Below are 24,861 nucleotides of genomic sequence, written 5' to 3' on the forward strand. Positions count from 1 at the left end.
TCATGCCCGCAGGGCGCGGTCGAGGTCCTCCAGCAGGTCGGCCTCGTCCTCGATGCCCACCGACAGCCGCACGACCTCCACCGGCACCGCGGCCTCGGTGCCGCGCACCGACGCGTGCGTCATGGCGTCGGGGTAGTTCACGAGCGACTCGACGCCGCCCAGCGACTCCGCGAGCTGGAAGAGCCGCGTCGACTCCGCGAAGCGGCGCGCCGCCTCGCCCGATTCGAGGGCCACCGAGACGATGCCCCCGAAGCCGCTCATCTGCCGCGCCGCGATCGCGTGGCCGGGGTGGTCGGCCAGGCCGGGATAGTAGACGCGGGCGACCCGGTCGCTCTCGGAGAGGAACTCCGCGACCGCCGCCGCGTTGCGGCTGTGGCGCTCCATCCGCACCGCGAGCGTCTTGATGCCCCGGGTGGTGAGCCAGGCGTCGAGCGGACCGGAGACGGCCCCGACGGCGAACTGCAGGAAGCCGATCTCGGCCGCGAGGGCGTCGTCGCGGTGGGTCTCGGCGAGCACGAGCGCGCCGCCGACGACATCCGAGTGGCCGCCGAGGTACTTGGTCGTCGAGTGCACGACCACATCGGCGCCGAGCGCCAACGGCTGCTGCAGCGCGGGGGTCGCGAAGGTGTTGTCGACGACGACGAGCGCGCCCGCGTCGTGGCCGATCCGCGCGAGCGTCGCGATGTCGGTGATCCGCAGCAGCGGGTTCGACGGCGTCTCGACCCACAGCAGGCGCGGGGCCCGCTCGGCCACGGCCGCGCGGACGGCGTCCTCGTCGCTCATGTCGACCAGGCGCAGCCGCACACCCCACGGGCCCAGCACCCGCGCGAGCAGCCGGTAGGTGCCGCCGTAGACGTCGTTGCCGAGCAGCACCTCGTCGCCCGGGACCAGCACGGCCCGCAGCAGCGCATCCTCGGCGGCGAGTCCCGACGCGAACGAGAACGCGTGGGCGCCGCCCTCGATCGCGGCGAGCTGGGCCTGCAGGGCGGTACGCGTCGGGTTGCCGCTGCGCCCGTACTCGTAGCCCTGGCGGAGACCGCCGATCCCGTCCTGGGCGAACGTCGTGGAGAAGTGCACGGGCGGGATGACCGCCCCGGTGCTCTCGTCGGGGTCCTGCCCGGCGTGGACGGCGAGGCTGGCGAAACGGCGGGCGGCGTCGGTGGTCATGCGGATGCTCCTTCGGTGAGGGTGTCGAGAGGGATGCCGCGGGCCGCGAGCCACGCGTCGTCGTAGAGCTTGGTGAGGTAGCCCCGGCCGTGGTCGGGCAGCACGACCACCACGACGGCGTCGGCGGGAAGCCCCCGCGCGGTGCGCAGGGCCGCGACGACCGCCATGCCCGACGAGCCCCCGACGAGCAGGCCTTCCTCGCGGGCGAGCCGGCGGGTCATGGCGAAGCTCTCGGCATCCGAGACCCGCTCGTAGCGGTCGACGACGGACGCGTCGAAGGTGTCGGGGTAGAAGTCCTCGCCCACACCCTCGACGGCGTAGCCGTGGATCGGTCCGCCGGAGTATATCGAGCCCTCGGGGTCGGCGCCGACGACGACGATCTCGCCCGCCGTCGCCTCCTTGAGGAAGCGGCCGGTGCCGCTGATCGTGCCTCCGGTGCCGATTCCGGCGACGAGGTGGGTGACGCGCCCGTCGGTGTCGCGCCAGATCTCCGGGCCCGTCGTCTCGTAGTGGGCGCGCGGACCGTTCGGGTTGGCGAACTGGTTGGGCTTGAACGCGCCGGGGATCTCGCGGGCGAGCCGGTCGGAGACGCTGTAGTACGAGTCGGGATGCTCCGGCGGGACGTTCGTGGGCACCTCCACGACCTCCGCCCCGTAGGCCCGCAGCACCGCGGTCTTCTCCCCCGTGAACTTGTCGGGGACGACGAAGATCATCCGGTACCCGCGCTGGAGCGCGACGAGGGCGAGACCGACGCCGGTGTTGCCGCTGGTGGGCTCGACGATCGTGCCGCCGGGGCGGAGCAGCCCGTCGCGCTCGGCCGCGTCGACGATGTTGCGGGCGATGCGGTCCTTGGCGGAGCCGCCCGGGTTGAGGTACTCGACCTTCGCGAGCACCGTCGCCTGCACCTCGGCGGCGACGGCGTTCAGACGGACGAGCGGGGTGTTGCCGACGACGTCGGCGATGTGCGAGGCGAAACGCATGAGGGGTGTCCTGAGGGTGGTGCCGCGTGCGCAGAGGGCGCGAGAGGGCGGCGGGCTGTCGGGGTCGTCGAAGGGAGCGCGGAGCGCTCAGCGACAACAACGACAGGTCAGGGCCACGTCAGGATGCTAACCCACGGCGAGGGGATGCCGCGAAGTGTTACGCCCGATCCGTCACATTCGTCGCGCCCGCCCTACTCTGTGCTGGTGAGCACGCACGACGACACCGACGACTACGGCTTCGACACCCGCCAGGTGCACGCCGGCGAGGTCGACGAGCGCAACCACGGTGCGCGCATCACCCCGATCTATCTGACGGCGGCCTACCGCTTCGACTCGTTCGCGCAGGCGGAGGACCGCTTCACGGGTGCGGAGGCGGGCCAGCTGTACTCGCGCAACCTCAACCCGACCCACGAGGTCGCCGAGCGGCGCATCGCATCGCTGGAGGGCGGCACCGGGGCGATCGTGGTGGGCTCCGGTCAGGCGGCGATCACCGCGCTGCTGCTGGGGCTCGCGGGCGCCGGTGAGCGGCTGGTGTCGACCGCGAGCATCTACAGCGGCACCCGCATCCTCTTCGACCGCACCTTCGCGCGGCTGGGAGTGACGACCGACTACGTGCGCGACCCGGCCGACGAGGCCGAGTGGGAGCGTCTGATCACGCCGCAGACGAAGGCGATCTTCGTCGAGACGATCCCCAACCCGAAGAACGACCTCGTCGACGTCGCCGCCGTCGCCCGCATCGCCCGGCGCCACACGATCCCGCTCATCGTCGACAACACCGTCGCGACGCCCTACCTCATCCGCCCGCTCGAGCACGGCGCCGATGTCGTCGTGCACTCCTCGACGAAGTTCCTCACCGGGCACGGCGCCGCACTGTCGGGGGTCATCGTCGACGGCGGACGGTTCGACTGGGCGGGCTCGTCGCGCGCCTACCCGGGCCTCACCGCGCCGATCGCCCCCGGCCGCCCGTCGCTCGTCGACAGCCACGGCGAGCGCGCGCTGGAGGCGTACCTGCGCTTCGGCATCGTCAACGACCTCGGTGCGGCACTGTCGCCGGTCAACTCCTTCCTGCTGCAGCAGGGCATCGAGACGCTGTCGCTGCGGATGGCGAAGCATCTCGAGAACGCCGCGGTCGTCGCGAGCTGGCTCGACGCCCACCCCGCGGTGGAGAGCGTCGACTTCGCGGGCCTGGCGTCGAGTCCGTACCATCGCATCGCCCAGGAGCGCTTCGGTGGTCACGCCGGCTCCGTGTTCGCCTTCACGGTGCGCGGCGGGCGGCCCGCGGCCGAACGGTTCTTCGACCGCCTCCGCCTCATCAGCCGGATGACGAACATCGGCGACGTCCGCTCGATGGCGCTGCACCCGGCCACGACGACGCACGTCTCGTTCTCGCCCGAGGAGCGGGCGCGTCTGGGCATCGGCGACGGTCTCATCCGGCTCTCGATCGGCATCGAGACGGCATCCGATCTCCTCGCGGATCTCGACCGCGCGCTCTCCGCCGCCACCTGAACACCCGGCCGCGACGCGCGACATGTCGCCGTGTTGCGCGCAGCGGAGCCCACCCCCGTCGGGGCGCTTACCGTGGATGTATGACCTCGTCGCCCCCCGCACCGATCGACGCACCGTTCGCGGCTCCCGAGCCCACCGACGCCCGCGACGGCCGAGGCGCCGATCTCGCCGCCGCGGGTTTCGCCTCGTCGCTGTCGGCGGACGAGTTCAAGGCGCTCTTCCGGGGCCACCCGGGCGGAGTCGCCGTGATCACCGCCGACGCCGGTGACGGGCCGGTCGCCCTCACCGCGACCAGCGTGTCGAGCGTGAGCGCCGAGCCGCCGCTGCTGATCTTCTCGGTGTCGTCGCAGTCGTCGTCGGCGGCCGTCCTCGCCGCCGCCGAGACGGTCGTGGTCCACCTCCTCGACGCGAACGACCTCGACCTCGCGCGTCTGGGCGCGACGAGCGGCGTCGACCGCTTCGACGGCTCGCGCCCCTGGTCGCGCCTGGTCACCGGCGAGCCGGTGTACCACGACGTCCGCGCGTGGGTGCGCTGCGCCGTCATCGAGCGGATGGATGCCGGAGGCTCCACCGTCTTCGCCGCCCACGCCCTGCAGTCGCAGCTCGAGCGCGATGTCGCCGTCGGCGACCACGGCGACGCGCTGGTGTACCACAACCGCACGTGGCACCGCCTCGGCGACCACTCCCGCCTCTCCTGACGCCCGGAGGCATCGGCGGCCCCCTCGACTAGGGAGCGGGCGGCCGGGCGACGAGGATCTCGCCGCGTCCGCTCGCCGTGACGGCGCCCTCGGCCGCGGCGATCAGCCAGGTCGTGCCCGCCGGCGCCTCCTGGCCGCCGAGCCGCAGCTCTCCCGCGCTGACGACGGCGACGGCGAAGCCCGCGGCCAGCGCCCGCTCGCCGTCGAGCGCGTGGCGCTCCAGCCGGAAGAAGGGATCGGCCGCGGCGGGGAACACCGACCCGTCGGTCTCGGCGGGTGCCGGGTGGACGAGACGGGCCATCTCGGCGGAGCTGCGGGCGCGGTGGGTGACGGCGGTCAGCGCCCGGTCGAACCCGATGCCGACGTGGCCGTCGACGGCGCCGTCCAGCGCGAACCCGCGCCACTCCAGCAGGATCGACAGGTCCTCGGGCTGCTGCAGTTCGAGCAGGAGGACGCCCGCGCCGATCGCGTGCAGCTCACCGGGCGGCACCCACACCACATCGCCCGGACGCACCGCGATGCGGTGCAGCAGCCCGAGCAGCGCGTCGGTGTCCTGGCGCGCGACGAGCGCGGCCAGCCGCGCCGGCTCGACGTCTTCGCGCAGTCCCAGGTGCACGGTCCCCTCGGAGAGGATGTACCAGGCCTCGGCCTTGCCGTGGGCACGGCCCAGGTGCGCCGCGGCGAAGGCGTCGTCGGGATGGGCGTGCACGGGCAGGCGCTGGCCCGCGTCGAGGAGCTTCACGAGCAGCCGCGTGTCGCTCCCCCACCGGTGCGCGTGCGCGGCGCCCAGCCAGCGCACCGGGTCGGCCGCCACCGCATCGCGCAGCAGCACGCCGTCCGGGAGCACGGTCAGCCCCGTGCGGCTCTCGCCCGCGACGGTCGTCGTCGAGGCGATCCAGTCCTCCGGCTCGCGTTCCTCCGCCTCGCCTCCGGCCGGCCGCGGCGCCCCGCGGAAGAGCGCGATGCGTTCACCGCCGCGATAGAAGCGTGCGGCGGGACGGTTCGCGGACAGACGGATCGGCATCGCGGTCGCCCTCAGTGCGCGGTCGCGGCGTCGACGGCCGCGCGGGTCACGGACAGGAAGCCGCCGACGAAGCTGTCGCCCAGCCCGATGGTGGTGGGGGTCGGGGTGTCGGCGACGACGGCCGCCACGCCCGCGGCATCCGGGCGGTGGGCGCCGACGGCCGCGACGACGCCGACGCCGTCCGGATGCCGCGGCAGGCGCGACGTGACCTCGAGGTCGGCCGCGTCGAAGACGTCGCCGAGCCGGTACCGCGTGGCCGAGACCCGCACGGCCGCCTCGAGGGCGGCGCGATGGCGGGGCGCGTCGGGTCCGACGGCGATCGACCAGAAGCGGGTGTGGACCACGAGCGCCGGCACCGGGATGAGGCGATGCGCCTCATCGAGCGCGGCCGCCACGTCCGCCCCGTCGCGCAGGTCGACCTCGCGGCCGACGTACTCCTGCAGCTCGTCCTCGTTCATGCCGTACACGTCGATGCGCGGGAGGAGGCGGTCTCGGGCGATCGCGGCGAAGTCGCGACGGTAGAACCCGGCATCCTCGTAATAGACGAGCGCTCCCCACGGAAGCTGCCGCATCGCGGCCCAGAGGTCGTCGAGGCGCGACGCCAGGAGCGCCGCGTCCTGCATCGTGTTGAAGCCCGACACGAGGAAGGCGTCCGCGGTGCGCAGGCGATCGCCCAGCTGCGCGGAGATCGCCATCTCCCGGTTCGGACGGTCGTTGGCCACGATGACGCGGTTCGCGGAGGGCGCCACGACCTCGCCGTCGGCGAGCGCGACGGTCGCGCCCTCCGGATACTGCACGATCAGGTGCGGGTCGAGGGTGTCGGTCGTCGCCGAGCACACCCAGTCGATGATCGGCGGCATGAGACGACGCACGTTGTCGTCGATGCTCACCAGGTGCTGGGTGCTGGGGATGCCGAGGTTCGCCAGCGCGATCCCCGCCCGCACCCCCGTGCCGCCGAGCGTCACGGACGTCTCGAACCGCGCCGCGAAGCGCTCGAGGATGTCGGAGGAGGCGGCGAACCGCTCTCCCCCGACGCCGCGCTCGAAGAGGGCGAGGATCGCGACGATGAGCGCGCGCTCGTCGTCGATGGGGGCCGTGGTGGTCAGCTCGGCCCGCCGCACACCGTGCCGGTGTGCGAGGGCGCTGATGACCGCGGCATCCCACCGGATCTCGTAGTCGACGGTGCCGCCGAGGCCGAGGACGAGTCGCGCGCTCATGGTGTCGATGATCTCCCGCCGGGGGTGGTCAGTACAGATCCGCCTTGCCGGTCGCACCGAACAGGTCGATCTTCTCCGCCGCCGTCACCTTCAGCGCGGCGATCGGCTCGGGCTGGATCGCGTTCGGCTCGCGCAGACGCTCGTCGGTGCCGAGGATCTCGCGCATGCGGTTGTGGTAGCTGACCTTGATGTCGCTGGAGATGTTGATCTTGTTGATGCCCAGCGACACGGCGCGGGCGAGCTCGGCGTCGGGGTTTCCCGAGCCGCCGTGCAGCACCAGCGGGATCTTGACGGCGGCCTTGATCTGCTCGAGCAGGTCGTGGCGCAGCTCGGGCTTCTTCTCGGCGGGGTACAGGCCATGCGAGGTGCCGATCGCGATCGCGAGGCTGTCAACGCCGGTCTCCTCGACGAAGCGCACCGCGTCGTCGACGTTGGTGTAGATGATCTCGGCCGCGCCGGACTCGCCGTAGCTGTCGTTCGCCCCGATCGTGCCGAGCTCGCCCTCAACCTGGATGCCGACGGCGTGCGCGGCCTCGACGACCTTGCGGGTGAGCGCCACGTTCTCCTCGAAGGGCAGGAGCGAGGCGTCGATCATGACGGAGGTGAAGCCGGCCTGGATGGCGGTGATCATCTGCTCGTACGTCCCGCCGTGGTCCCAGTGGATCGCGACCGGCACGCTCGAGCGGTGCGCGCGCTCGCGGATCGCGACGATGAGGTCGGTCGTCACGTGGGAAACCTCGTCGGGGTGGATCGCGATGATGACGGGCGCGTTCTTCTCCTCGCTGACGTCCATGACGCCGAGGAACATCGCCCAGTCGCTGATGTTGAAGGCCGGGATGGCGAAGTTGTTCTGATTGGCGATGTCGAGGATGGACTTGCCGGTGTACAGCACCACGGTGGATTCTCCTGTCGGTGGGGGTGGTTGTGGACGCCTGTGCGGGCGGGTCCGGTCAGCTCTTGACCGAGCCGGCCGTCAGCCCGCTGATGAAGTAGCGCTGGAAGAAGAGGAAGAGGATCAGCACGGGGATCGAGCCGAGCACGCTCATCGCCATGATCTGGTTCCACTCGTACGAGTGCTGGCCCATGAGCAGCTGGATGCCGATGGGGACGGTGCGCATGTCGATCGTGCGGGTCAGCGTCAGGGCGAACAGGTACTCGTTCCACGCGATCATGAACGTGTAGATGCCGACCGAGACGATGCCGGGCACCGAGATCGGCACCAGGACGCGCCACAGCGCGGTCATCGATCCGGCCCCGTCCACGCGCACGGCTTCGTCGAGCTCGCGCGGCAGGGTGTTGAAGTACCCCGTCATCATGATGATCGCGTAGGGCAGCGTGAACACCATGTAGGTGAGGATCAGGCCCGGGTAGGTGTTGTAGAGGCCGAGGCCGACCACGAGACCGAAGTACGGGATGAGCAGCGTGATCGGCGGCACCGCCTGCACGCTCACGATGATGACGTTGAGGATGCGCTTGCCGCGGAACTCGAAGCGGCTGAACGCGTACGCGGCCTGGATCGCGACCAGCAGCGTCAGCACCGTCACCGCGCCGGCGACGACGTAGCTGTTGATGAAGAAGCGGACCGTCTCCGGATTGGTGAAGATCGCGACGTACGCGTCGAACGAGAACGTGTCGGTGATCAGCCGCGGCGGCAGCTCGAAGATCTCGGTGTTCGACTTGAACGAGTTCGACAGCATCCACAGCACGGGTCCCGCGGCGAAGACCGCACCCAGGAGCAGGCCGAGGTAGATGCCGGCGCGCGCGGTGCGCCGACGGGTCTGCACGGACATGGCCATCTCAATCCCTCGCCTTCTGATGCCGCACGTAGAACACGGCGAGGACCATCGACATGAGCAGGACGAGCACGGCGGAGGTCGCCGCGAGCGAGAAGTCGTACTTCGCGAAGGCCAGCTTGTAGGTGTAGGTGCTCAGCACCTCGGTGACGTCGATCGGGCCGCCGCCGGTGGTCATCCAGATGAGGGCGAACTGCTGGGAGGTCCAGATCAGATCGAGCAGCAGCAGGCTGATGATGATGGGGCGCAGCTGCGGGAGCGTGACGTTCCAGAAGCGCTGCACGCTGCTCGCGCCGTCGACCGTTGCGGCTTCGTAGAGGTCGCTCGGGATGCCCTGGAGCCCGGCGAGCAGGCTCACCATGAAGAACGGGTAGCCCGCCCAGATGTTGATGAAGGTCACGGTGCCGAGCGCCAGCTGCGGCGACGCGAGCCACTCGATGTTGGCGTTCAGGAGGAAGTTGACGACGCCGTTGGGCGCGAGGAGCATGCGCCAGAGCACCGCGATGACGGCGACGGTGAACAGCCACGGCAGGACGTAGAGGCCGCGGAAGATCGCACGCGGCACGCCGCCGATGAGCGGGCTGTTGAGCATGAGGGCGAAGCCGAGTCCGAGGACCAGGTGCGCGGCGACGCTCACGACCGTGAAGACGACCGTGTTCGACGTCGCCTTCCAGAAGGTGCCGTCGCCCAGGACGGTCAGGTAGTTCTCGAGGCCGACGAACTCGCCGTTCTTACTGAGGATGACGTTGCTCTGCAGCGAGTAGCCGATGACCATGACGATCGGGATGATCATGAGCACCAGCAGCAGCGCGAGGGTGGGTGCGAGGAACGCGTACGACTCGGTCGTGCGCCGCAGCTGGCGGCGGCGCCGGGAGTGCGCGACGCCGGTCACCAGGACTTCGGTGTCCATCGAGACGGGTGTTTTGAGGGTCATGAGACCGCACGGCTCCTAGTTCTGACCGGTTGAGGGGGCTGAGGCGTGGCGAGCGGTGGACGGGTGCCGCACCGCATCGGCGATGCGGCACCCGGCAGAGGGGGAAGCGCTAGAACGCCGCTTCCCAGGACGTCTGCGCGTTCTTGAGCGCATCGTCCATGGACTGCTGCCCGTCCAGCGCCGTCTGCAGCTGCTGTCCGAGCTGGCGCATGAGGTCCTCGGCCGTGGGCAGGCCCGTGAACTCGTTGGCCGGATAGCCCGCCTTGTAGATGTCGAAGGCCTGCTTGAAGATCTCGTCGCTGCCCGAGAAGTCCGGCGTGGACTGCGTGTTGCCGGGGAAGGCCTTCGCCAGGGTCGACAGCTTCGAGTTCGTGTCCTTGCTCATCAGGAACGACACGAGCTTGAAGGCGGCATCCTTGTGCGCCGAGTTCTCGGCCACGCCGATGCCCCAGGAGGCGTACGGGATGCCCCGCTCGCCGGTGTAGCCGTCGGCGGCCGGGATGGCGGAGATCGAGAACTTGAGGTCGGGGTTCGACTCGCGGATCAGGTTGATGTGCGCGAGCGAGTCGATCATCATGCCGACGCGACCGTTCGTGAACTCCTCGACCTTGTCCTGCTCCTTCATCGTGAACGAGCCGGACGCGATGACGCCGTCCTTCCAGAGGCCGTCGATGTAGTCCATCGCCGAGGTGACGTCCTTGTTCGTCAGGTCGGGCTTGCCGTCCTTCAGCATCGAGCCGCCCGACGCCCAGACCCAGGACATCACGTCGTTCTGCACGCCGTTGGGGGCTTCGAGGGAGAGCGGGAGCACCCAGCCCGAGACGTCGCCGCCGAGAGCGGTGATCTTCTTCGCGGCGTCGGCGAACTCGGTGCGCGTCGACGGGGGCGCGGTGACGCCGGCCTTGGCGAGCAGGTCGTCGTTCGTGAACATCGGGTAGACGAAGTTGACGACCGGGATCATGTAGGTGCTGCCGTCGACCTTGATCTGGCTCGCGAGCTGGCTGTCGTCGTAGCCGCTCTCCTTCATCAGGTCGGTGAGGTTCGCGATGACGCCCTTGGAGGCGAAATCGTTGACCCACGCGCCGTCGAGGCCGACGACGTCGGGCATGGTGCCCGAGGCGGCGCCGGCGAACAGCTGCTCCTTGGTCGAGGCGTACGGGCCGCTGACCAGGTTCACCTTGATGCCGGGGTTCTCGGACTCGAACTGATCCATCAGCGCGCGGAACTGCCCGTCGGGAAGCTCCGGCTCCCACCACTGGGCGAACTCGATCGTGACGTCGCCGCCGGCGTCCGAACTGCCGGACGGCGATGCGCTGCTCGAGCAGCCCGACATCGCCAACAGCGTCGTCGCCGCGGCGACCGCGCCGACGACTGTGAGGGCCCTGCTGTGACCCCGCCCCACTCTGGACATCGCTTCTCCTCTTTGAGTATGTGCGCGATCCGCACCGCTGCGGATTCATGCGTCTTTCAGCACCATTATGCCGTCTTTTGCCGCTTCGTCAAGAGCTCCTTCGCAAACAATGCTGACTTCTGCCGCCTTTTGCTGATTTGAGAGGTGAAAACGGCGTGCCCTGTGCTAGTGATGGAGACATGGACAAAGCAGCCCCCCGCGGCCGACGCCTCCCCGCCGGGCGCAAGGCCGACCTGGCGGCCTACGTCGCCGAACACGGACAGGTCACCGTCGCCGAGCTGTCGGAGCACTTCGACGTCTCGATCGACACGGTGCGCCGCGACCTGGATCAGCTGCACCGCGAGGGCGCGCTCATCCGCACCCACGGCGGCGCCGTGAGCGCCACCGACGGCGCGCTGCGCGACCGGGGGCTGGATGTGCGCCTGCGCGTACAGGTGGAGGAGAAGGAGCGCATCGCCCGACTGGCGGCGGAGATGGTCGACGACGGCGCGGTCATCATGCTCAACGCCGGCACGACGACGCTCGCGGTCGCCCGCGCCCTGCGCAGTCACCGGGATCTGACGATCGCGACCAACAACCTGCGGATCCCCGCCGAGATCGCCCCCTCCGCCTTCCGCGACCTCTACGTCTTCGGCGGCGCGGTGCGCACCATCACCCAGGCGACCACCGGGCCGGTCACGTTCACGATGGCGGCCGGAGGACGCGAGCTCGACATCCGCTGCGACCTCGCGCTGGTCGCGGTGGGCGCCGTCGACGAGTCCGGGTACTCCACGAGCAACCTGGGCGACGCCACCATGATGGCGGAGATGATCGACCGCGCCGACCGCACCGCGGTGCTGGCCGACTCCTCCAAGCTCGGGCGGCGCCTGTTCGCGCAGGTCGCGCCCCTCGACGGCGCCGACTACCTGATCACCGACGCCCCGCCCGCGCCGGCCCTCGCCGCGGCGCTGGGTCAGGCCGGTGTCAGCGTGATGACACCCTGACGCGACGCGACCTACAATCGCAGCGTGGGCACCATCTATTACGGAGGGTCGGCGACGCCGATCCACATCGAGGACCGGGTGCTGGCGCACCTCAAGGTCGTCGTCGCGACGAAACTGCGCCGCGGCGAGAGTTTCACCGTCTCCTGGCAGCACCCCGAGGGCGAGCCCGGCGGTCGCAGCACGATCTGGCTGCATCCGTCCATCGCGCTGCGCTTCGTGTTCGACGACCCCGAGCCGACCGAGCTGAACCGGGCGTGGATCGAGGAGCTGGCGCAGTCGGCCAGCTCGTCCGGCGGCATCCTCCTGACGGAGGAGCAGATCGAAGCCCCCGCCGACGAGGAGGCGCAGGACAACGCGCCGCAGACGGTCGCGGTCGCCGACGCCTGAGGGTCCTCACGTGGCCCGCACGGGCGGGAAATGCGCGATGGGGATCGGCCGACTCGCGGTCGACGACTCCTCCGCCCGCAGGAGGGCGTGGCCGCAGCTCAGGCACTCGTCCAGACGGCGATGGCGCGAGCGGCGCCGCGGACCCCGCATCCACACCGCGTCGTAGCCGTCGTCGCCTCGCTCGATGTACGCCACCACGAACTCCGCGTCGTTGGCGCCCACACGCGTGTCGCACAGTCGCCACGCATCGTCGTCGATGGGGATGAGTTCGAGGGGGCCGTCGATTCGCGCAGGATGCGTCATCACCGTCACCGCCTTCATCCCCCAGTCTGCGCGTCGCGCAGACGACGGACGAGGGGATTGACAGGCCCCTGCCGACGTGAGAGGTGCGGCGCTCAGCCGGTCATGACCTCGCCGCTGTAGGGGCCTTCGGGCTCGGGCACGATCTGGAGCCCGGCGGTGGAGTTCGCGGCGTGGGTCAGCGCCTCGAGCCACGCGCGGTTGAGCGCCGGCTGGCGGCTGCCGTGGTACGTGTACACGAGCGACGCGTGCGGGTGCAGCCAGATCGCGGTGCGCCCGTCGCCGAGGCTCGTGTCGTTGCGCCAGCTGAAGGTGAACGTCTCGCCGCGCCGCAGCTTCTGACTGATGACGACCTGCAGGTGCGCGAGCACCCGGTCGTCGAACTCCGCTTTGACACTGCCGTCGTAACTGAACCGTCCCACGGCTCTACCGTACTGCGAGCTTCCGACGCCGGCGCGCCGCTCAGGCCAGTGCCGCGGTGCGGCGGGAGATCTCCGCGCACGCGCGATCGGCCCCGACGACGTCGGACGCCAGCGAGGTGGTGGCGTCGAGCACCGCCACGGGGATGCCGCTGCCCAGCAGCATCCGGCAGACACTGAGCGATCCGTCGTCGATGCTGGGGAACTCCACGATGTCTGTCGACCCGGTCTGCACCAGCCGCTGGGCGTACGTCAGCACCGCGTCCGCGACGTCATCGGTGGTGAGGATGCGGTGACCCTCGATCAGAATGTCTTTCACGGCTCGGCCTCGCCAGGGAATCGTCAGAACAACGTCGGGTGGGAGTCCACAGTCAACCGAACCGGGCGGGCGACGACGAGGGGGTTGACAGCCTCCGGCGACCCTGTCAGGCCCCGGCGCCGGCGGCGCCCCGCGCACTCACGCGCGGCGGTAGTCCGCCACCATCGGGCAGTCGAACGGGTCGCGGGCCGCGAGGCCGACGCGGTTGAGGTAGTCGATGACGATGGCGTACGAGCGCCAGACGCTCGTCTCCGTGTACGGGATGCCGGCGCCCTTGCAGTAGTCGCGGACCACGGCACGCGCCTTCGAGAGGTGCGGTCGGGCCATGCTGGGGAAGAGGTGGTGCTCGACCTGGTGGTTCAGACCGCCGAACATCCAGGTCGCCCACCAGCCGCCCGTGATGTTGCGCGACGTGCGCACCTGCTTCGTGAAGAAGTCGAGGCGGGCGCTCGCGTCGACGATCGGCATCCCCTTGTGGTTGGGGGCGAACGAGGCGCCCATGTACACGCCGAACACCGCGAGCTGCACGCCGAGGAAGGCGAACGCCATGCCGAGGGGCAGGAGCAGGAAGACCGGGACGATGACGACGGCCAGACGCGTCGTGATCAGCGCCAACTCCAGTCCGCGCTTCTTGACCGGCTGGCGCGACAGGAGGTGGCGGATGCCGTGGGCGTGGAGGTTGAGGCCCTCGAGCGTCAGCAGCGGGAAGAAGAACCAGCCCTGGCGACGCGTGATGAACCGGCGGATGCCGCGCGCCTGCACGGCGTCCTCGACGAGGAACGAGATCGTGTCGACCTCGATGTCCGGGTCCTTGCCGACGCGGTTGGGGTTCGCGTGGTGGCGGGAGTGCTTGGAGTCCCACCACGAGTAGCTGATGCCGACGACGCCGGCGGCGAGGATGCGGGCGAGGCGATCGTTGGCCGGGCCGGAGGAGAGGATCTGGCGGTGCGCCGCCTCGTGGGCGAGGAACGCGACCTGGGTGAGCACGATGCCCAGCGCCGCCGCGATCAGCAGCTGGAACCAGCTCTGCCCCAGGAGCACGAAGCCCGCGACGCACCCGCCGAGGCACAGCGCGAGCGCCGCGCCGACGAGCGCGTAGAACACGGGCGCGCGGCGCAGCAGGCCGAGCTCCTTCACGACCTGCGACACCTGGGTGTACGACCGAGCCACCGACGGGAACGTCTCCGACGTCGCGTAGGTCTGTCGAATCGGTCCGAGAGTGGATGCGGGGGCGATGGTGGCCATGTCCGGCTCCGTTGATCGGCGGTCCATCGCACCACGCGATGCCCGTTGGGCGAAGCCAAAGGCGGATGCCGATCGCTGGTCCCGACACTACGCTTACGTCTATACGGCTCCGGGCATACTCTCCGGCCCGATCCCCTGCTCCCAGCCCTCAAGGACGCGGCATGACACTCGCACTGGCGATCGATCTCGGCGGCACGAAGATCGAAGCGGCCCTGGTCGACGACGACGGCGGGATCGTCGAGGGCTCCCGGCGACGGACGCCGACGGGGGCCGGCGCCGCCTCGGATGTCACCGTGCTCGCACGCGGCCTCGCGGAGGTGATCGACGGATGCCGCGCGCACCCGCGCTGGAGCGAGGTCGCCGCCGCGGGGATCGGCGCCGCCGGGCCGATCGATCTGGCCGCCGGCACCATCGCGCCGATCAATCTCCCCGCTGCCCACGGCTTCGGCATCGTCGAGGCGGTGCGCGCGGCGAGCGGGCTCGACGGCGTCACACTGCGCCTGGACGGCACCTGCATCGCACTCGCCGAGGCGTGGCGGGGCGCCGCCCGGGGCGTCCGCAACGCGATCGTCTTCGTCGTCTCGACCGGCGTCGGCGGCGGCATCCTGTCGGACGGACGACTCGTCGCCGGAGGGTCGGGCAACGCCGGGCACCTCGGGCAGATGCTCGTCGCCGACATCGACGGCGACCCGGCGGCATCCACCCTCGAGCAGCGCGCCTCGGGACCGCACACCGTCGCGTGGGCGCAGGAGCGGGGTTGGACGGGCTCGACCGGCGAGGAGCTCGCGTCCGCGTATCGGGACGGCGACCGCATCGCCCGGGCGGCCGTCGCCCGCTCCGCGCACGCGGTCGGGATCGGCCTGGCGAGCGCCGCGACGCTGCTCGACCTGGAGCTGGCGGTCGTCGGCGGGGGCTTCTCGTTCGTCGCCGACGACTACCCGCACCAGATCGAGGAGGTCGTGCGCGCCTCGGCGATCAACGGGTACGCCGCGCGACTGCCCGTCGTGCGCGCGGGCCTGGGCGGCGACGCCCCGCTCATCGGCGCGGCGGCGCTCGTGCACCGCGCCGACCTGCTCTGACGTCGGCGGCGCGTGGCCCGCTCGTGTTGACGATGTCGGCACCCGGTGCTTGCATCTGCTCATGCGTCACATCACATCGGCCGACGGCACCGCCATCGCCCTGCACGAGACCGGAACCGGTCCCGCCGTCGTCATCGTCAACGGCGCCCTGTCGACAGCGCGGGATGCCGCGCCCCTCGCCGAGGCGCTGGCGCGCGCCGGCTTCCGCGCGGTGACGTACGACCGCCGCGCCCGCGGCGACAGCGGCGACACCCGGCCCTCCGCCCCGCTCCGGGAGACCGAGGACCTCGCGGCGGTGGTCGCGGCCGCCGGCGGCGCGGCCGCGGTCCTCGGTCATTCGTCCGGCGCCGTGCTGGCGCTGTACACGGCCTCGCTCCCCTCGGGCGGCGGGATCCGTCGGCTGTTCCTCTCGGAGCCGCCGTTCCACTTCGGCGTCCACGAGCCGGCCGTCGACCTCGCGGACCGCATCCAGGCCCTGGTCGACGCCGGCGACGAGGAGGAGGCCGTCGTGCTGTTCCAGCGGGAGGCGGTCGGCCTGCCCGAGGCGATGATCGCGCAGTTCCGCGCGACCCCGATGTTCGCGCAGATCGTTCCGCTCGCGCAGTCCACGGTCTACGACGCCGCGCTCACCCGTGAGCTGTCGACCCCGGACGAGGGGATGCTGTCGGTCGCCGTCCCGGTCACGATCCTCTGCGGGCAGCAGACGTTCCCGATGCTGTCGGCCGCGGCGCAGCGCCTGTCCGCGGCCATGCCGGCCGCGGAGCTTCTCATCGTGCCCGAGTCGGTCGGTCACCGCCTCGACCCCGCCGCCGCGACGACGATCGTCGCCGAACGCTGGGCCTGACGGCGCACCCGGGCAATCCGTTTCCCCGCGAGCCCCGAACAACCTCCGTCACGACACCCGTCGCGACCTGAACAGGAGGTCAGTCATGAGCTCGTCACCGAACCGCCTCGTCGCCGTCGTCTTCGGCGCCGTCTACCTCGTCGTCGGAGCCCTCGGCTTCGCCGTCACCGGCGGCGTGGGGTTCCTCGCCACCGACGGCGGGCTGCTGCTCGGCATCTTCGCCGTCAACCCGCTGCACAACATCGCCCACCTTCTGATCGGTGCCGCGCTCGTGATCGCCGGCCTCAGCGGTGTGCGTGCCGCCAAGACCGTCAACGCCACGATCGGCGCGGCCTACCTGCTGCTCGGCGTGGTCGGCTTCTTCCTGGTCGGCACGTCCGCGAACATCCTGGCGCTCAACGTGCCCGACCACTTCCTGCACCTCGGCAGCGCGATCGTGCTGCTGGGCGTGGGCCTCGGCGCGGAGCGCGGCGCACGGTCGGTCACGGCATGAGCGCGCCCTCCCACGCCGCGGCCGCCCCGGGAGCCGCTCTGCGCGCCTGGATCGTCCCGCTCGCGTGGGGGGCGGGACTCATCTCGATCGGCATGGGGGCGGCGGCCGTCACCGCCGCCTCCTCGTCCGTCTGGGGTCGGGGGATCGGTATCGTCCTCGCGACCGCCGGCGCGGCCTGGCTCGCCTGGGGCGCCGCGGCGCTGGCTGCCGGACGTCTGCCGATCCCCCGAACCGCGGCGGCGTCGACGCTCGTCACTGTCATCGGCGTCGCCGCGCTCCTCGCCGCGACCGGAGGCCGCGCGAGCGTGCTGGCCGCCGCCGTCGCGATCGTGCTCCTACTTCTGGTGGCCGTCATGACCATCGCCGCCGCGCGCCGCGGCCCGTCCGCGCCCGGTGCCATCCGCACGGTGCCGCTGCTGCTCGCCGCGGCGATCGTGGCGGTGGTGACCACCCCGGCGCTGGGCGCCGTGCAGGACGCGGCGCTGCTGCGCACCGACGGCACCGTCATCGTGGTCGACCCGCACGCCGGCCACTGACGGCGGGGCGGCGCGGGACGGTCAGGAGAGCGTGCGCGCGAAGGGGTCGAATCCGTCCGGCAGCAGCGGGACGTCGGCCACGGTGCTGTCGATCGTGAGCGTCTGCCCGGTGCCGGCGGACTCCTGCGCCGAGAGCATGACGTCCAGCACGTGGTAGCCGAGCTCTCCGGTCGCGACGTGCGGACGGCCGTCCGCGATGGCGCGGGCCATGTCGAGCACGCCCAGTCCGCGGCCGACCACGGTGCCCTGCTCCTCGACCTCGATCCACTCCTGCTCGAAGCGCATGCCGTCGCGGATGACCCCGAGCGGCTTGACGTAGGCCGTCCGCCCGGTGAAAGCGTTCGGGTCGGGCAGGACGATGGTGCCCTCCGAGCCGTGGATCTCGATGACGCCGTGGCGCTCCAGCGCCGAGTCGAAGCTCAGCAGGTGGGTGCCGTGCTGGCCGCCGGCGAACGAGGTCAGCACCTGGACCGTGGAGGGCACCTCGACGGGGAAGCTCTCCCCCGCCCGCGGGCCGGTGTGGATCTGGCGCGTCGTCTGCCAGCGCGAACCGCGGGCGGTGACGCCGGCGACGGGGCCGAGCAGGCTCACGAGGGCCGAGAAGTAGTACGGGCCCATGTCCAGGAGCGGGCCGGCCCCCTGGGCGAACAGGAACGCGGGCTCGGGATGCCAGAGGTCGGGCCCCTGCGTCTGGAACGACGTCTGCACGAACAGCGGCGTGCCGATGACACCGTCGCGGATGGCGCGCTTGGCGGTCTGGAAGCCGGGCCCGAGGATCGTGTCGGGCGCCGAGCCGACGCGCACGCCGGCGGCATCCGCCTGCGCGAGCAGCTCGCGCGTGCTCTCACGGTCCAGGCCCAGCGGCTTCTCGGTCCAGACGTGCTTGCCGGCGGCGACCGCCGCCTGGGACACCGCGACGTGCACCGCCGGGATCGTGAGGTTGACCACGAGGTCGACGTCGGGATTGGCCAGCACGTCCTCGCCCGTTCCCCAGCTGGGCACGCCGTGCTCCTCGGCCTTCGCCCGGGCGCGCTCGGGCAGCAGGTCGCCCACCGCCACGACCTCGACGTCGGGGAACGAGGTCAGGTTCTCCAGGTAGGTCTGGCTGATGACTCCGGTGCCGATGACACCGACGCGCAGGGCGCTCACTTGACGTACCCCCCGTCGCGGAGGAAGGCGTAGCTGGCGGCGATGTCCTCGAACACGTCTCCCGGGGCCTTGTCGTACTCGATGACGGCGTAGCGGATCGCGGTGCCGGCGGTCAGCGCCTCCGCGAGCGGGACGTCGGCGGTGCCGGCGTGACGCTGGTCGAGGCTGTCCGAGCCGAACGAGCCGGCGCCCGGAGCCCACGGGTTGGATGCCGGGACGACACCGTCCTTGACGTGCACCGCGACGAGGCGATCGCCCAGCGCGGAGACGAGAGCCGGCACGTCCTGGCCGCCGGTCAGCGCCCAGAAGAGGTCGAGCTCGAGCTGCACGCGCTCGTCGGTCAGCGCGACGAAGCGCTCGTAGGCGGTGGCGCCGTCGAAGGAGGCGACGAACTCCTGCGCGTGGTTGTGGTAGCCGACGCTCAGGCCGAACTCGGCGGCCTTCTCGGCGGCGCGGTTGAGGCGGTCGGCGATGTCGGCGACGCCGTCGGCCGTCAGCCACCGCTCGGGGGCGACGAACGGGTCGATGACCGTGGTCATGCCGATCTCGGCGGCGGCGGCGAACACCACCTCGGGGGCGGGGGTCGGGATCTCGCCGTCCGGGGTCCAGAGCGTGTCGGACAGCAGCGGCGCGTGCCCGGTGGGCGATGCGAGGCCGCTGGCATCCAGCGCGGCGCGGATCTGCGTCGGACGGGAGACGAAGTCGAACGCCTCCACGTTGCGCAGGCCGATCGCGGCGAGCTTGTCGAGCGAGCCCCCCATGTCGGCGGTGAACTCCTTGGCCAGCGTGTAGAGCTGGACGGAAGCGACGGGCAGTGTCATGACGTGCGTCCTTCGAACCTCGTTGTCTCGTGTGTACGGCGTCGCCGGCTCGTCGTCCGTTCGGCGCTGAGGCGACGGTATCACAAAACCTCCACCTGGAGGTTTTGTTTCCCGCCATCGGCTAGGTTGGATGCCGTGAGCACGGACGACGAGGCGGTGATCGGTCGGCGCGGACTGCAGCCGAAGGGCGTCGCCCGCCGCCAGGAGATCCTCGACCGCGCGATCGAGGTCTTCCGCGAGCGCGGCGCCGACGGCACGTCGCTGCGGCGCATCGCAGAGGCGATCGGCGTCTCGCACGCCGCCCTGCTGCACTACTTCGACTCGCGCGAGCAGCTGCTCGTCGCCGTCTACGCGCACGCCGAGGCCCGCCGCAACGCGACGGCGAGCCCGTCCGGCCCGCCGGGCGTGGACACCATGATCGACGCCGCGATCGCCAACGTCGACGTGCCGGGGCTCGTCCAGCTCTACTCGACCCTGCTCGCCGCCTCGCTGGAGGCCGGCAACGACGTCGGGCGTGAGTTCTTCTCCGCACGCTTCGACCGGGTGCGCGCGGAGCTGACCGCCTCTTTCCGCACGCAGCAGGCGGCCGGCGACATCCGCGACGACGTGCCCGCCGAAGACCTCGCCGCCCTGCTGATCGCGGCATCCGACGGTCTGCAGATCCAGTGGCTGCTCGAGCCGTCCCTCGGACTCAGCGACACCCTGCGCACCTTCGCGCGCCTGCTCCAGTCGCCCCGCTGAGGCCGGCGCCCTAGCCTGGGACGATGACCGTTCCCGACGTCCTGCGCTACGCCGCCTTCACCTCCGACCCCGAGGGCGGCAACCCGGCCGGCGTGGTGCTCGACGCACGCGGGCTCGACGCGGCGACCATGCAGCGGATCGCGGCCGAGGTCGACTTCGCCGAGACCGCCTTCGTGATCGGCACCCGCGAAGACGGCGCCCGCCGCATCCGCTACTTCTCCCCCATCGCCGAGGTGCCGTTCTGCGGGCATGCGACGGTGGCCACCGCGGTCGCCGTCGCCGAACGCGGCGACCTCGCGGGAGACGCCATCGTGTTCGCCACCCCCGTGGGCGACATCCGCATCGAGCTCGAACGGGACGCCGACGGCATCCGCGCCGCGTTCACGAGCGTGCCGCCGTCGGTGCGTCCGCTGCCGATCGAGGACCGCGACGCGATCCTCGACCTGCTCGCTCTGGCGTCGTCCGACCTCGATCCGGCGCTCCCGCCGCGCCTCAGCGACGCCGGGAACCCCCACCCCGTGATCGCGCTCGCCGACCGGCGGGTCTTCGACGGCTTCCGCTTCGACCCCGATCGCGTCCGAGCGCTCCTGGACGAGCGGGGGTGGCCCGCCACGATCGCGGTCGTCCACCGCCTCGGCGACGACCGCTTCGTGGCGCGCAACCTGTTCCCCGTCGGCCGCATCACGGAGGACCCGGCCACCGGATCCGCCGCCGCGGCGGTCGGCGCGTACCTGCGGGAGCTGCATGCGGTCCGCGTGCCCGCCCGTGTCACCATCGCGCAGGGCGCCCACGTCGGTCGCCCGGGGCTGCTGACCGTCGACATCCCCGCCCACGGCGGCATCCGCGTGTCGGGCGCCGCCGTGCTCATGCCATCGCCTTCAGGGTCGCGATGACGCCGCGCAGGCGCAGGTCCGGGACGTAGGTCTTGACGAGGGCCGGAGCGATGCGGCCCAACTGCACGGTCTCGGGGAAGCACATCCACAGCGGCTCGTGGGCGGCGCCGAACTTGGACTTGAACCTCTCCAGCGACGAGAAGCCGTACGCCGGCTCGAGCGCGCGCACGACGCGGCGCGACAGACGCCCGCGCGTCGCCCCGTCGTGCGGCGCCAGCGGCGTGCCCGAGAGACTGACCGTCGGCACCCCGTCGGCCTCGGCCCGGCGGACGGTCGAGACGATCGCGAACTCCATCGCGCCCGGCATCGCATGCTCGGCGCGCCGCATCACATCGAGCGTCCATCCCACCACGACGCCGTCGCACCGACGCGGAAGCCAGCTGGTGACCGCGTGCACGCGGCCGTCCGCGGCGCGCGCGAGCATGAGACGCACGTCGCGATCGCGCAGCTCGTCGAGGCCGCCCAGCGTGAAGCCCATCTCCGGCAGCGCTCGGCCGTGGGCCCACACGGCGCAGATCTCCTCGACCTGAGCGCGGGTCGGCTCGTCGAGATCGACGTAACGGGTCCAGACCGCCTCGACCCCCTCCCGCGCCGCCCGGTTGACGGCCGTCCGCAGGTCCTGACGCCGCTTGCCCGCCACGCTGAAGCCCGCGGTGGCGAGCACGGCCTCGGTTCCTACCGGCATCCGCGACCATCCGACCGCGTCGAGGGCGCCGGCCGTCTCGTCGTGCACGCTGTAGAAGACCGGCGTCCAGCCGCGCTCCTCGCAGAACGCCGCGAAGGAGCGGACGGCGGCCGCGCGGTCGGTGCAGATCGGATCGCCCACGGTGATCGCGACCCCGTGGCGCACCCGGTAGGCGACGACCGCACCATCCGACCCGATCCAGATCGAGTTGCCGGCCCACGTCGCCATGTGCGCGAACGCGCCCGAGCCGTCGCGCACGAGCGTGTCGCGGACCGCGGAGCGCTCCTCGGCGGTCGGCACCGGGGCCGAGCGGCGGATGACGGCGCGCACCCCGAGCACGACGATCAGGGCCGCGAGGGCGGGGAAGATGCCGGCGAGCACGAGCACGATCCGCCACTCCCCCCGCGGATCGCCGAGCCCCGGCGCGAGGATCGTCCCGTCGGCGGCGAGGTCGACGATCTCCGCGAACACCGTCACGGCGACGAACAGCAGCACGCCGCCGGCCACGACGACGCCGGTCACGCGACCGATGGCGATCAGCAGCACGCTCACGACCAGGAGGGCGGCCGTCAGCGGGGCGACGGCCGGATCGACGGCCGCCCCGGTGCGCGCCAGCACCCCGCTCGCGTCGGGCGCGAGCGTCACGAGAGCACTCGCCACGACGACCACCGCGGAGGCCATCAGGCGCCGCCACGTGCTCCGCGTCGCGGCGGGCCAGGGCGCCGCGGCGTGCGCGCTCGAGGGTGACACCACGGCGCCGCCGCGAGAGCCAGCCCGAACGCGACGACGCGGGACAGGTCGGACGCGTGGCCGTTGACGAGCAGCATCGCCACCACGAACGTCGCCGCGACCCAGCGGATGCGGCGACGGGTCGCCAGACGCAGCGCGCCGGAGACGGTCACCACCAGCAGCACCGTCGTGACCGAGGGCGTCCACGCCGGATAGTGGAGGGCGTCGTCGGACAGGGATTCGCCGACGCCCGCGAGGGCCGACAGCACGCCCCACGACAGCACCACGGCGACCGCCGTGCCCACCGAGGCGGCCAGCGCGGCGCGCACGCTTCCCCCCTGCCGTTCGGCGACCGCGAGCACGGCGATCAGCGCGGCCCACGACAGCACGCGCCCGATCACATCCTCGGGGGCGAGCCCATCGGCCAGGCCGGAGCTCGCGACGCCGACGCCGAGCACACCGACCGCGACGGTCAGCGACAGCGGGTGGCGCACGGCCGCGCGGGCGGCGGCGCGGGCGAGGGAGACGGTGCGTGCAGTGGTCACACCCTCGATCCCACTGCGTACGGGGCACGGGCACATCGGCCGATCGGCGGGAGCAAACCACCCGGTCGGCGGCGAAGGATCCCGTCGTCCGGCAGCAGAATGGAGGACGTGGCGGCGGTCACGGCTGCGGCCGGGTCGCGCTCGCCTCCCGGGACGAGACGACAGGCAGGTGCAGGGATGATCCGTGTCATCATCGTCGACGACGAAGCGCTCGTGCGCAGCGGCTTCACGATGATCCTCAACGCCACCCCCGACATCCGCGTCGTGGCGAGCGCGACGGGGGTCGACGCGTGGGAGGTCATCGAGGCCGAACGCCCCGACGTCCTCCTCCTCGACATCCGGATGCCGCAGGTCGACGGGCTGACGCTGCTGAGCGCGCTGGCGGCGCTGCCCGATCGACCCGCGATCGCGATGCTCACCACGTTCGACGCGGACGAGTACGTCATGACCGCGCTGAACTCCGGCGCGTCCGGCTTCCTCCTCAAGGACACCGAGCCGGAGCAGCTCGCCCAGTACGTGCGCGCCCTCGCCGCCGGCGGCGTCGTCCTCGCGCCGCGCGCCTCGCAGCGGCTGCTTCAGGCGCACCCCGGGCTCGCGTCGAAGACGGATGCCGAAGCCGAACGCGTCTCGTCGCTGACCGAACGCGAGCAGCAGGTGCTCGCGCTCGTCGCGGAGGGACTCTCGAACGCCGAGATCGGTGCGCGCCTCTACCTGGGCGCGGGCACCGTCAAGGATCACGTCAGCGCCATCCTCGCCAAGCTCGGCGTCGCCGGCCGCGTGCAGGCCGCTCTCGCGGCTCAGCGCGCCGGTCTCCTCGACGACCGGGAGGCCTCCTCGTGAGCGCCCTGGCCGCGTGGTGGCGCCGGATCCCCCCGGTGGTCGTCGACCTGCTGACGGTCACCGTGGCCGCCGCCGACGTGTACCTGTCCGCCGACACCGAGGATCCCTTCGCCTACGTCGCCTGCGTCGTGGCCTGCGCCGCGCTCCTCATCCGGCGACGCTGGCCGCTCTGGGCGTTCGCGCTGACCGTCCCGGCCGCCCTGATCTCCAACATCCTCGCCGCGCCCGTGATCGCCCTGTTCAGCCTGTCGGTGCGCAGCCGCACGCGGTGGATCCTCGTCGCCGCGGGCGCCGTGTTCGCGGCGGCCGAGGCGATCGGCTGGCCCCTCACGGCGCGGCTGGTCGGGGATCAGAGCTGGACGGCGGTGACGTTCTTCTATCAGCTCGCCACCGCCGCCGCGCCGATCCTGCTCGGTCAGCTCGTGCAGACGGCCGCCACGCTGCGCGCGCGCATCGAGGAGATCGAGACGACGAAGCGTCACGAGCGCGAGCTCTACGCCCAGACGGTGCTCGCCCGGGAACGCAACCAGCTCGCCCGAGAGATGCACGACGTCGTCTCGCACCAGGTCAGCCTGATCGCCGTCCAAGCCTCCGCGCTGCAGATGACGACCGCCGACCCCGCGGTGCGGGAGGCGGCGGCATCCATTCGGCGCCTCAGCTCGACGACCTTGGAGGAGCTGCGGTCGATGGTGATGCTCCTGCGCGCCGCCGGCACGCGCAGCCCCGGGCTGGCCCCGCAGCCGACGCTGGCCGAGCTGCCCGGACTCATCGGGTCGAGCGGCCTGCCCATCACCGTGACCGGCGCCGCCCCGGAGGCGACCAGCGCCGCGGCCCAACGGGCCGTGTACCGCACGGTGCAGGAGGCGCTGACGAACGCCCGCAAGCACGCGCCCGGCTCGCCCATCACGGTGGCGCTCTGGCAGAACGATCAGGCGTGGGGCGTGACGGTGCGAAACGGCGCCGGGACGGCCCGCCCGCTCGAGCTGCCGGGCGGCGGCATCGGGCTGCGCGGGCTGCGCGAGCGCGCCGAGATCCTCGGCGGCACCCTCGACGCGCGGGCGGAGGCGGAGGGATTCGTCGTGGAGCTGTCGCTGCCGCGCCAGCTCAGCTGACGGCCGTGCGT

28 protein-coding genes are annotated in these 24,861 nt (G+C 71.8%); 12 read left to right on the forward strand and 16 right to left on the reverse strand.

The features are described 5' to 3' along the window. Together MHO01S_RS06170 and MHO01S_RS06175 are read right to left on the reverse strand one after the other, a co-directional pair. Positions 1–1,167: a cystathionine gamma-synthase gene (locus MHO01S_RS06170; protein WP_060959025.1), complete on the reverse strand. Its 1,167-nt coding sequence runs from the start codon at positions 1,165–1,167 to the stop codon at positions 1–3. Continuing rightward, a complete protein-coding gene (locus tag MHO01S_RS06175; protein WP_060959024.1) occupies positions 1,164–2,147 on the reverse strand; it encodes a PLP-dependent cysteine synthase family protein in 984 nt (327 codons plus the stop codon). Before MHO01S_RS06175 ends, MHO01S_RS06170 begins: the two co-directional genes overlap by 4 nt. 204 nt (positions 2,148–2,351) lie before the next feature. Between MHO01S_RS06175 and MHO01S_RS06180 the strand changes: the two genes are divergently transcribed. Together MHO01S_RS06180 and MHO01S_RS06185 are read left to right on the forward strand one after the other, a co-directional pair. Continuing rightward, complete coding sequence (locus MHO01S_RS06180) at positions 2,352–3,653, forward strand: O-acetylhomoserine aminocarboxypropyltransferase/cysteine synthase family protein (protein WP_371836318.1); 1,302 nt, start codon at positions 2,352–2,354, stop codon at positions 3,651–3,653. An 80-nt stretch (positions 3,654–3,733) separates the two neighbouring features. Continuing rightward, positions 3,734–4,351, forward strand: coding sequence for a flavin reductase family protein (locus tag MHO01S_RS06185; protein WP_060959022.1), 618 nt, complete (start codon positions 3,734–3,736; stop codon positions 4,349–4,351). Between the two features lie 28 nt (positions 4,352–4,379). Here MHO01S_RS06185 and MHO01S_RS06190 read toward each other — a convergent pair whose 3' ends face one another. The 6 genes from MHO01S_RS06190 to MHO01S_RS06215 all read right to left on the reverse strand — a co-directional run bounded on the left by MHO01S_RS06190 (position 4,380) and on the right by MHO01S_RS06215 (position 10,730). Next, on the reverse strand, positions 4,380–5,375 hold the full coding sequence (locus MHO01S_RS06190; protein WP_061782001.1) for a class I mannose-6-phosphate isomerase: 996 nt from the start codon (positions 5,373–5,375) through the stop codon (positions 4,380–4,382). Between the two features lie 11 nt (positions 5,376–5,386). Then, the gene (locus MHO01S_RS06195) at positions 5,387–6,592 is read right to left on the reverse strand and encodes an ADP-dependent glucokinase/phosphofructokinase (RefSeq protein ID WP_060959020.1); all 1,206 of its coding nucleotides are present in this window, start codon (positions 6,590–6,592) and stop codon (positions 5,387–5,389) included. Between the two features lie 28 nt (positions 6,593–6,620). Next, entirely contained in the window at positions 6,621–7,487 is an 867-nt protein-coding gene (locus MHO01S_RS06200; protein WP_060959019.1) for a ketose-bisphosphate aldolase, read from the reverse strand. Positions 7,488–7,542: 55 nt separating this feature from the next. Beyond that, the gene (locus MHO01S_RS06205) at positions 7,543–8,382 is read right to left on the reverse strand and encodes a carbohydrate ABC transporter permease (RefSeq protein WP_223848829.1); all 840 of its coding nucleotides are present in this window, start codon (positions 8,380–8,382) and stop codon (positions 7,543–7,545) included. A 7-nt stretch (positions 8,383–8,389) separates the two neighbouring features. After that, the gene (locus MHO01S_RS06210) at positions 8,390–9,295 is read right to left on the reverse strand and encodes a carbohydrate ABC transporter permease (RefSeq protein ID WP_223848828.1); all 906 of its coding nucleotides are present in this window, start codon (positions 9,293–9,295) and stop codon (positions 8,390–8,392) included. Between the two features lie 133 nt (positions 9,296–9,428). Further along, positions 9,429–10,730 carry an ABC transporter substrate-binding protein gene (locus tag MHO01S_RS06215; protein WP_060959016.1) on the reverse strand — a complete coding sequence of 434 codons (1,302 nt, stop codon included), beginning with the start codon at positions 10,728–10,730 and terminating at the stop codon, positions 9,429–9,431. 179 nt (positions 10,731–10,909) lie between these two features. On the opposite strand from MHO01S_RS06215, the gene MHO01S_RS06220 reads away from it, so the two are divergent. Further along, positions 10,910–11,713: a DeoR/GlpR family DNA-binding transcription regulator gene (locus MHO01S_RS06220; RefSeq protein ID WP_061782002.1), complete on the forward strand. Its 804-nt coding sequence runs from the start codon at positions 10,910–10,912 to the stop codon at positions 11,711–11,713. Positions 11,714–11,737: 24 nt separating this feature from the next. Beyond that, positions 11,738–12,100, forward strand: coding sequence for a DUF7882 family protein (locus MHO01S_RS06225; protein ID WP_060959014.1), 363 nt, complete (start codon positions 11,738–11,740; stop codon positions 12,098–12,100). A 6-nt stretch (positions 12,101–12,106) separates the two neighbouring features. On the opposite strand, the gene MHO01S_RS06230 is transcribed toward MHO01S_RS06225, so the two are convergent. From MHO01S_RS06230 to MHO01S_RS06245, 4 genes are all read right to left on the reverse strand, one after another. Further along, complete coding sequence (locus MHO01S_RS06230) at positions 12,107–12,403, reverse strand: hypothetical protein (protein ID WP_223849505.1); 297 nt, start codon at positions 12,401–12,403, stop codon at positions 12,107–12,109. 92 nt (positions 12,404–12,495) lie between these two features. After that, positions 12,496–12,822, reverse strand: coding sequence for a DUF7882 family protein (locus MHO01S_RS06235; RefSeq protein WP_060959013.1), 327 nt, complete (start codon positions 12,820–12,822; stop codon positions 12,496–12,498). A gap of 40 nt (positions 12,823–12,862) precedes the next feature. Further along, entirely contained in the window at positions 12,863–13,138 is a 276-nt protein-coding gene (locus MHO01S_RS06240) for a hypothetical protein (RefSeq protein ID WP_060959012.1), read from the reverse strand. Positions 13,139–13,276: 138 nt separating this feature from the next. Then, positions 13,277–14,383, reverse strand: a complete 1,107-nt coding sequence (locus MHO01S_RS06245) for a fatty acid desaturase family protein (RefSeq protein WP_060959011.1) — start codon at positions 14,381–14,383, stop codon at positions 13,277–13,279. Positions 14,384–14,544: 161 nt separating this feature from the next. Here MHO01S_RS06245 and MHO01S_RS06250 point away from each other — a divergent pair, with 161 nt between their 5' ends. From MHO01S_RS06250 to MHO01S_RS06265, 4 genes are all read left to right on the forward strand, one after another. Beyond that, on the forward strand, positions 14,545–15,462 hold the full coding sequence (locus tag MHO01S_RS06250) for an ROK family protein (RefSeq protein WP_061782003.1): 918 nt from the start codon (positions 14,545–14,547) through the stop codon (positions 15,460–15,462). Between the two features lie 61 nt (positions 15,463–15,523). Then, the gene (locus MHO01S_RS06255; protein ID WP_061782004.1) at positions 15,524–16,306 is read left to right on the forward strand and encodes an alpha/beta fold hydrolase; all 783 of its coding nucleotides are present in this window, start codon (positions 15,524–15,526) and stop codon (positions 16,304–16,306) included. 85 nt (positions 16,307–16,391) lie between these two features. Further along, positions 16,392–16,799 carry a DUF4383 domain-containing protein gene (locus MHO01S_RS06260; RefSeq protein ID WP_060959008.1) on the forward strand — a complete coding sequence of 136 codons (408 nt, stop codon included), beginning with the start codon at positions 16,392–16,394 and terminating at the stop codon, positions 16,797–16,799. Then, positions 16,796–17,335 (forward strand): hypothetical protein, encoded by a 540-nt coding sequence (locus MHO01S_RS06265; protein ID WP_061782005.1) that lies wholly within the window; start codon positions 16,796–16,798, stop codon positions 17,333–17,335. The genes MHO01S_RS06260 and MHO01S_RS06265 overlap by 4 nt, the downstream gene beginning before the upstream one ends. A 21-nt stretch (positions 17,336–17,356) precedes the next feature. Here the strand turns inward: MHO01S_RS06265 and MHO01S_RS06270 are convergent, their stop codons facing one another. Then, the gene (locus tag MHO01S_RS06270; RefSeq protein ID WP_060959006.1) at positions 17,357–18,484 is read right to left on the reverse strand and encodes a Gfo/Idh/MocA family protein; all 1,128 of its coding nucleotides are present in this window, start codon (positions 18,482–18,484) and stop codon (positions 17,357–17,359) included. After that, positions 18,481–19,305, reverse strand: a complete 825-nt coding sequence (locus MHO01S_RS06275; protein ID WP_060959005.1) for a sugar phosphate isomerase/epimerase family protein — start codon at positions 19,303–19,305, stop codon at positions 18,481–18,483. The genes MHO01S_RS06270 and MHO01S_RS06275 overlap by 4 nt, the downstream gene beginning before the upstream one ends. Positions 19,306–19,440: 135 nt before the next feature. On the opposite strand from MHO01S_RS06275, the gene MHO01S_RS06280 reads away from it, so the two are divergent. Both MHO01S_RS06280 and MHO01S_RS06285 read left to right on the forward strand, forming a co-directional pair. Continuing rightward, on the forward strand, positions 19,441–20,046 hold the full coding sequence (locus tag MHO01S_RS06280; protein ID WP_061782006.1) for a TetR/AcrR family transcriptional regulator: 606 nt from the start codon (positions 19,441–19,443) through the stop codon (positions 20,044–20,046). 23 nt (positions 20,047–20,069) lie between these two features. Continuing rightward, positions 20,070–20,939, forward strand: coding sequence for a PhzF family phenazine biosynthesis protein (locus MHO01S_RS06285; protein WP_060959003.1), 870 nt, complete (start codon positions 20,070–20,072; stop codon positions 20,937–20,939). Here the strand turns inward: MHO01S_RS06285 and MHO01S_RS06290 are convergent. Further along, a complete protein-coding gene (locus MHO01S_RS06290) occupies positions 20,911–22,305 on the reverse strand; it encodes a bifunctional lysylphosphatidylglycerol flippase/synthetase MprF (protein ID WP_255266069.1) in 1,395 nt (464 codons plus the stop codon). The two genes, MHO01S_RS06285 and MHO01S_RS06290, sit on opposite strands and share 29 nt — an antisense overlap. Next, entirely contained in the window at positions 22,305–22,898 is a 594-nt protein-coding gene (locus tag MHO01S_RS16860; protein WP_255266070.1) for a hypothetical protein, read from the reverse strand. Before MHO01S_RS16860 ends, MHO01S_RS06290 begins: the two co-directional genes overlap by 1 nt. Positions 22,899–23,075: 177 nt before the next feature. On the opposite strand from MHO01S_RS16860, the gene MHO01S_RS06295 reads away from it, so the two are divergent. Both MHO01S_RS06295 and MHO01S_RS06300 read left to right on the forward strand, forming a co-directional pair. Then, on the forward strand, positions 23,076–23,738 hold the full coding sequence (locus MHO01S_RS06295) for a response regulator (protein ID WP_060959002.1): 663 nt from the start codon (positions 23,076–23,078) through the stop codon (positions 23,736–23,738). Then, a complete protein-coding gene (locus tag MHO01S_RS06300; protein ID WP_061782007.1) occupies positions 23,735–24,850 on the forward strand; it encodes a sensor histidine kinase in 1,116 nt (371 codons plus the stop codon). Before MHO01S_RS06295 ends, MHO01S_RS06300 begins: the two co-directional genes overlap by 4 nt. Positions 24,851–24,861: the final 11 nt, after the last annotated feature.

This window comes from Microbacterium hominis NBRC 15708 (assembly GCF_001592125.1).
GTDB classification, from domain to species: Bacteria; Actinomycetota; Actinomycetes; order Actinomycetales; family Microbacteriaceae; genus Microbacterium; species Microbacterium hominis.

What these genes read in the sequence shown, in the direction of transcription:
- MHO01S_RS06255 (WP_061782004.1), top strand. Translation starts at nt 15,524, where the DNA reads ATGCGTCACATCACATCGGCCGACGGCACCGCCATCGCCCTGCACGAG.
- MHO01S_RS06195 (WP_060959020.1), bottom strand. Translation starts at nt 6,592, where the DNA reads ATGAGCGCGCGACTCGTCCTCGGCCTCGGCGGCACCGTCGACTACGAG.
- MHO01S_RS06285 (WP_060959003.1), top strand. Translation starts at nt 20,070, where the DNA reads ATGACCGTTCCCGACGTCCTGCGCTACGCCGCCTTCACCTCCGACCCC.
- MHO01S_RS06210 (WP_223848828.1), bottom strand. Translation starts at nt 9,295, where the DNA reads ATGGACACCGAAGTCCTGGTGACCGGCGTCGCGCACTCCCGGCGCCGC.
- MHO01S_RS06290 (WP_255266069.1), bottom strand. Translation starts at nt 22,305, where the DNA reads ATGGCCTCCGCGGTGGTCGTCGTGGCGAGTGCTCTCGTGACGCTCGCG.
- MHO01S_RS06220 (WP_061782002.1), top strand. Translation starts at nt 10,910, where the DNA reads ATGGACAAAGCAGCCCCCCGCGGCCGACGCCTCCCCGCCGGGCGCAAG.
- MHO01S_RS06185 (WP_060959022.1), top strand. Translation starts at nt 3,734, where the DNA reads ATGACCTCGTCGCCCCCCGCACCGATCGACGCACCGTTCGCGGCTCCC.
- MHO01S_RS06245 (WP_060959011.1), bottom strand. Translation starts at nt 14,383, where the DNA reads ATGGCCACCATCGCCCCCGCATCCACTCTCGGACCGATTCGACAGACC.
- MHO01S_RS06205 (WP_223848829.1), bottom strand. Translation starts at nt 8,382, where the DNA reads ATGTCCGTGCAGACCCGTCGGCGCACCGCGCGCGCCGGCATCTACCTC.
- MHO01S_RS06295 (WP_060959002.1), top strand. Translation starts at nt 23,076, where the DNA reads ATGATCCGTGTCATCATCGTCGACGACGAAGCGCTCGTGCGCAGCGGC.
- MHO01S_RS06275 (WP_060959005.1), bottom strand. Translation starts at nt 19,305, where the DNA reads ATGACACTGCCCGTCGCTTCCGTCCAGCTCTACACGCTGGCCAAGGAG.
- MHO01S_RS06190 (WP_061782001.1), bottom strand. Translation starts at nt 5,375, where the DNA reads ATGCCGATCCGTCTGTCCGCGAACCGTCCCGCCGCACGCTTCTATCGC.
- MHO01S_RS06230 (WP_223849505.1), bottom strand. Translation starts at nt 12,403, where the DNA reads ATGACGCATCCTGCGCGAATCGACGGCCCCCTCGAACTCATCCCCATC.
- MHO01S_RS06215 (WP_060959016.1), bottom strand. Translation starts at nt 10,730, where the DNA reads ATGTCCAGAGTGGGGCGGGGTCACAGCAGGGCCCTCACAGTCGTCGGC.
- MHO01S_RS06170 (WP_060959025.1), bottom strand. Translation starts at nt 1,167, where the DNA reads ATGACCACCGACGCCGCCCGCCGTTTCGCCAGCCTCGCCGTCCACGCC.
- MHO01S_RS06175 (WP_060959024.1), bottom strand. Translation starts at nt 2,147, where the DNA reads ATGCGTTTCGCCTCGCACATCGCCGACGTCGTCGGCAACACCCCGCTC.
- MHO01S_RS06260 (WP_060959008.1), top strand. Translation starts at nt 16,392, where the DNA reads ATGAGCTCGTCACCGAACCGCCTCGTCGCCGTCGTCTTCGGCGCCGTC.
- MHO01S_RS06265 (WP_061782005.1), top strand. Translation starts at nt 16,796, where the DNA reads ATGAGCGCGCCCTCCCACGCCGCGGCCGCCCCGGGAGCCGCTCTGCGC.
- MHO01S_RS06250 (WP_061782003.1), top strand. Translation starts at nt 14,545, where the DNA reads ATGACACTCGCACTGGCGATCGATCTCGGCGGCACGAAGATCGAAGCG.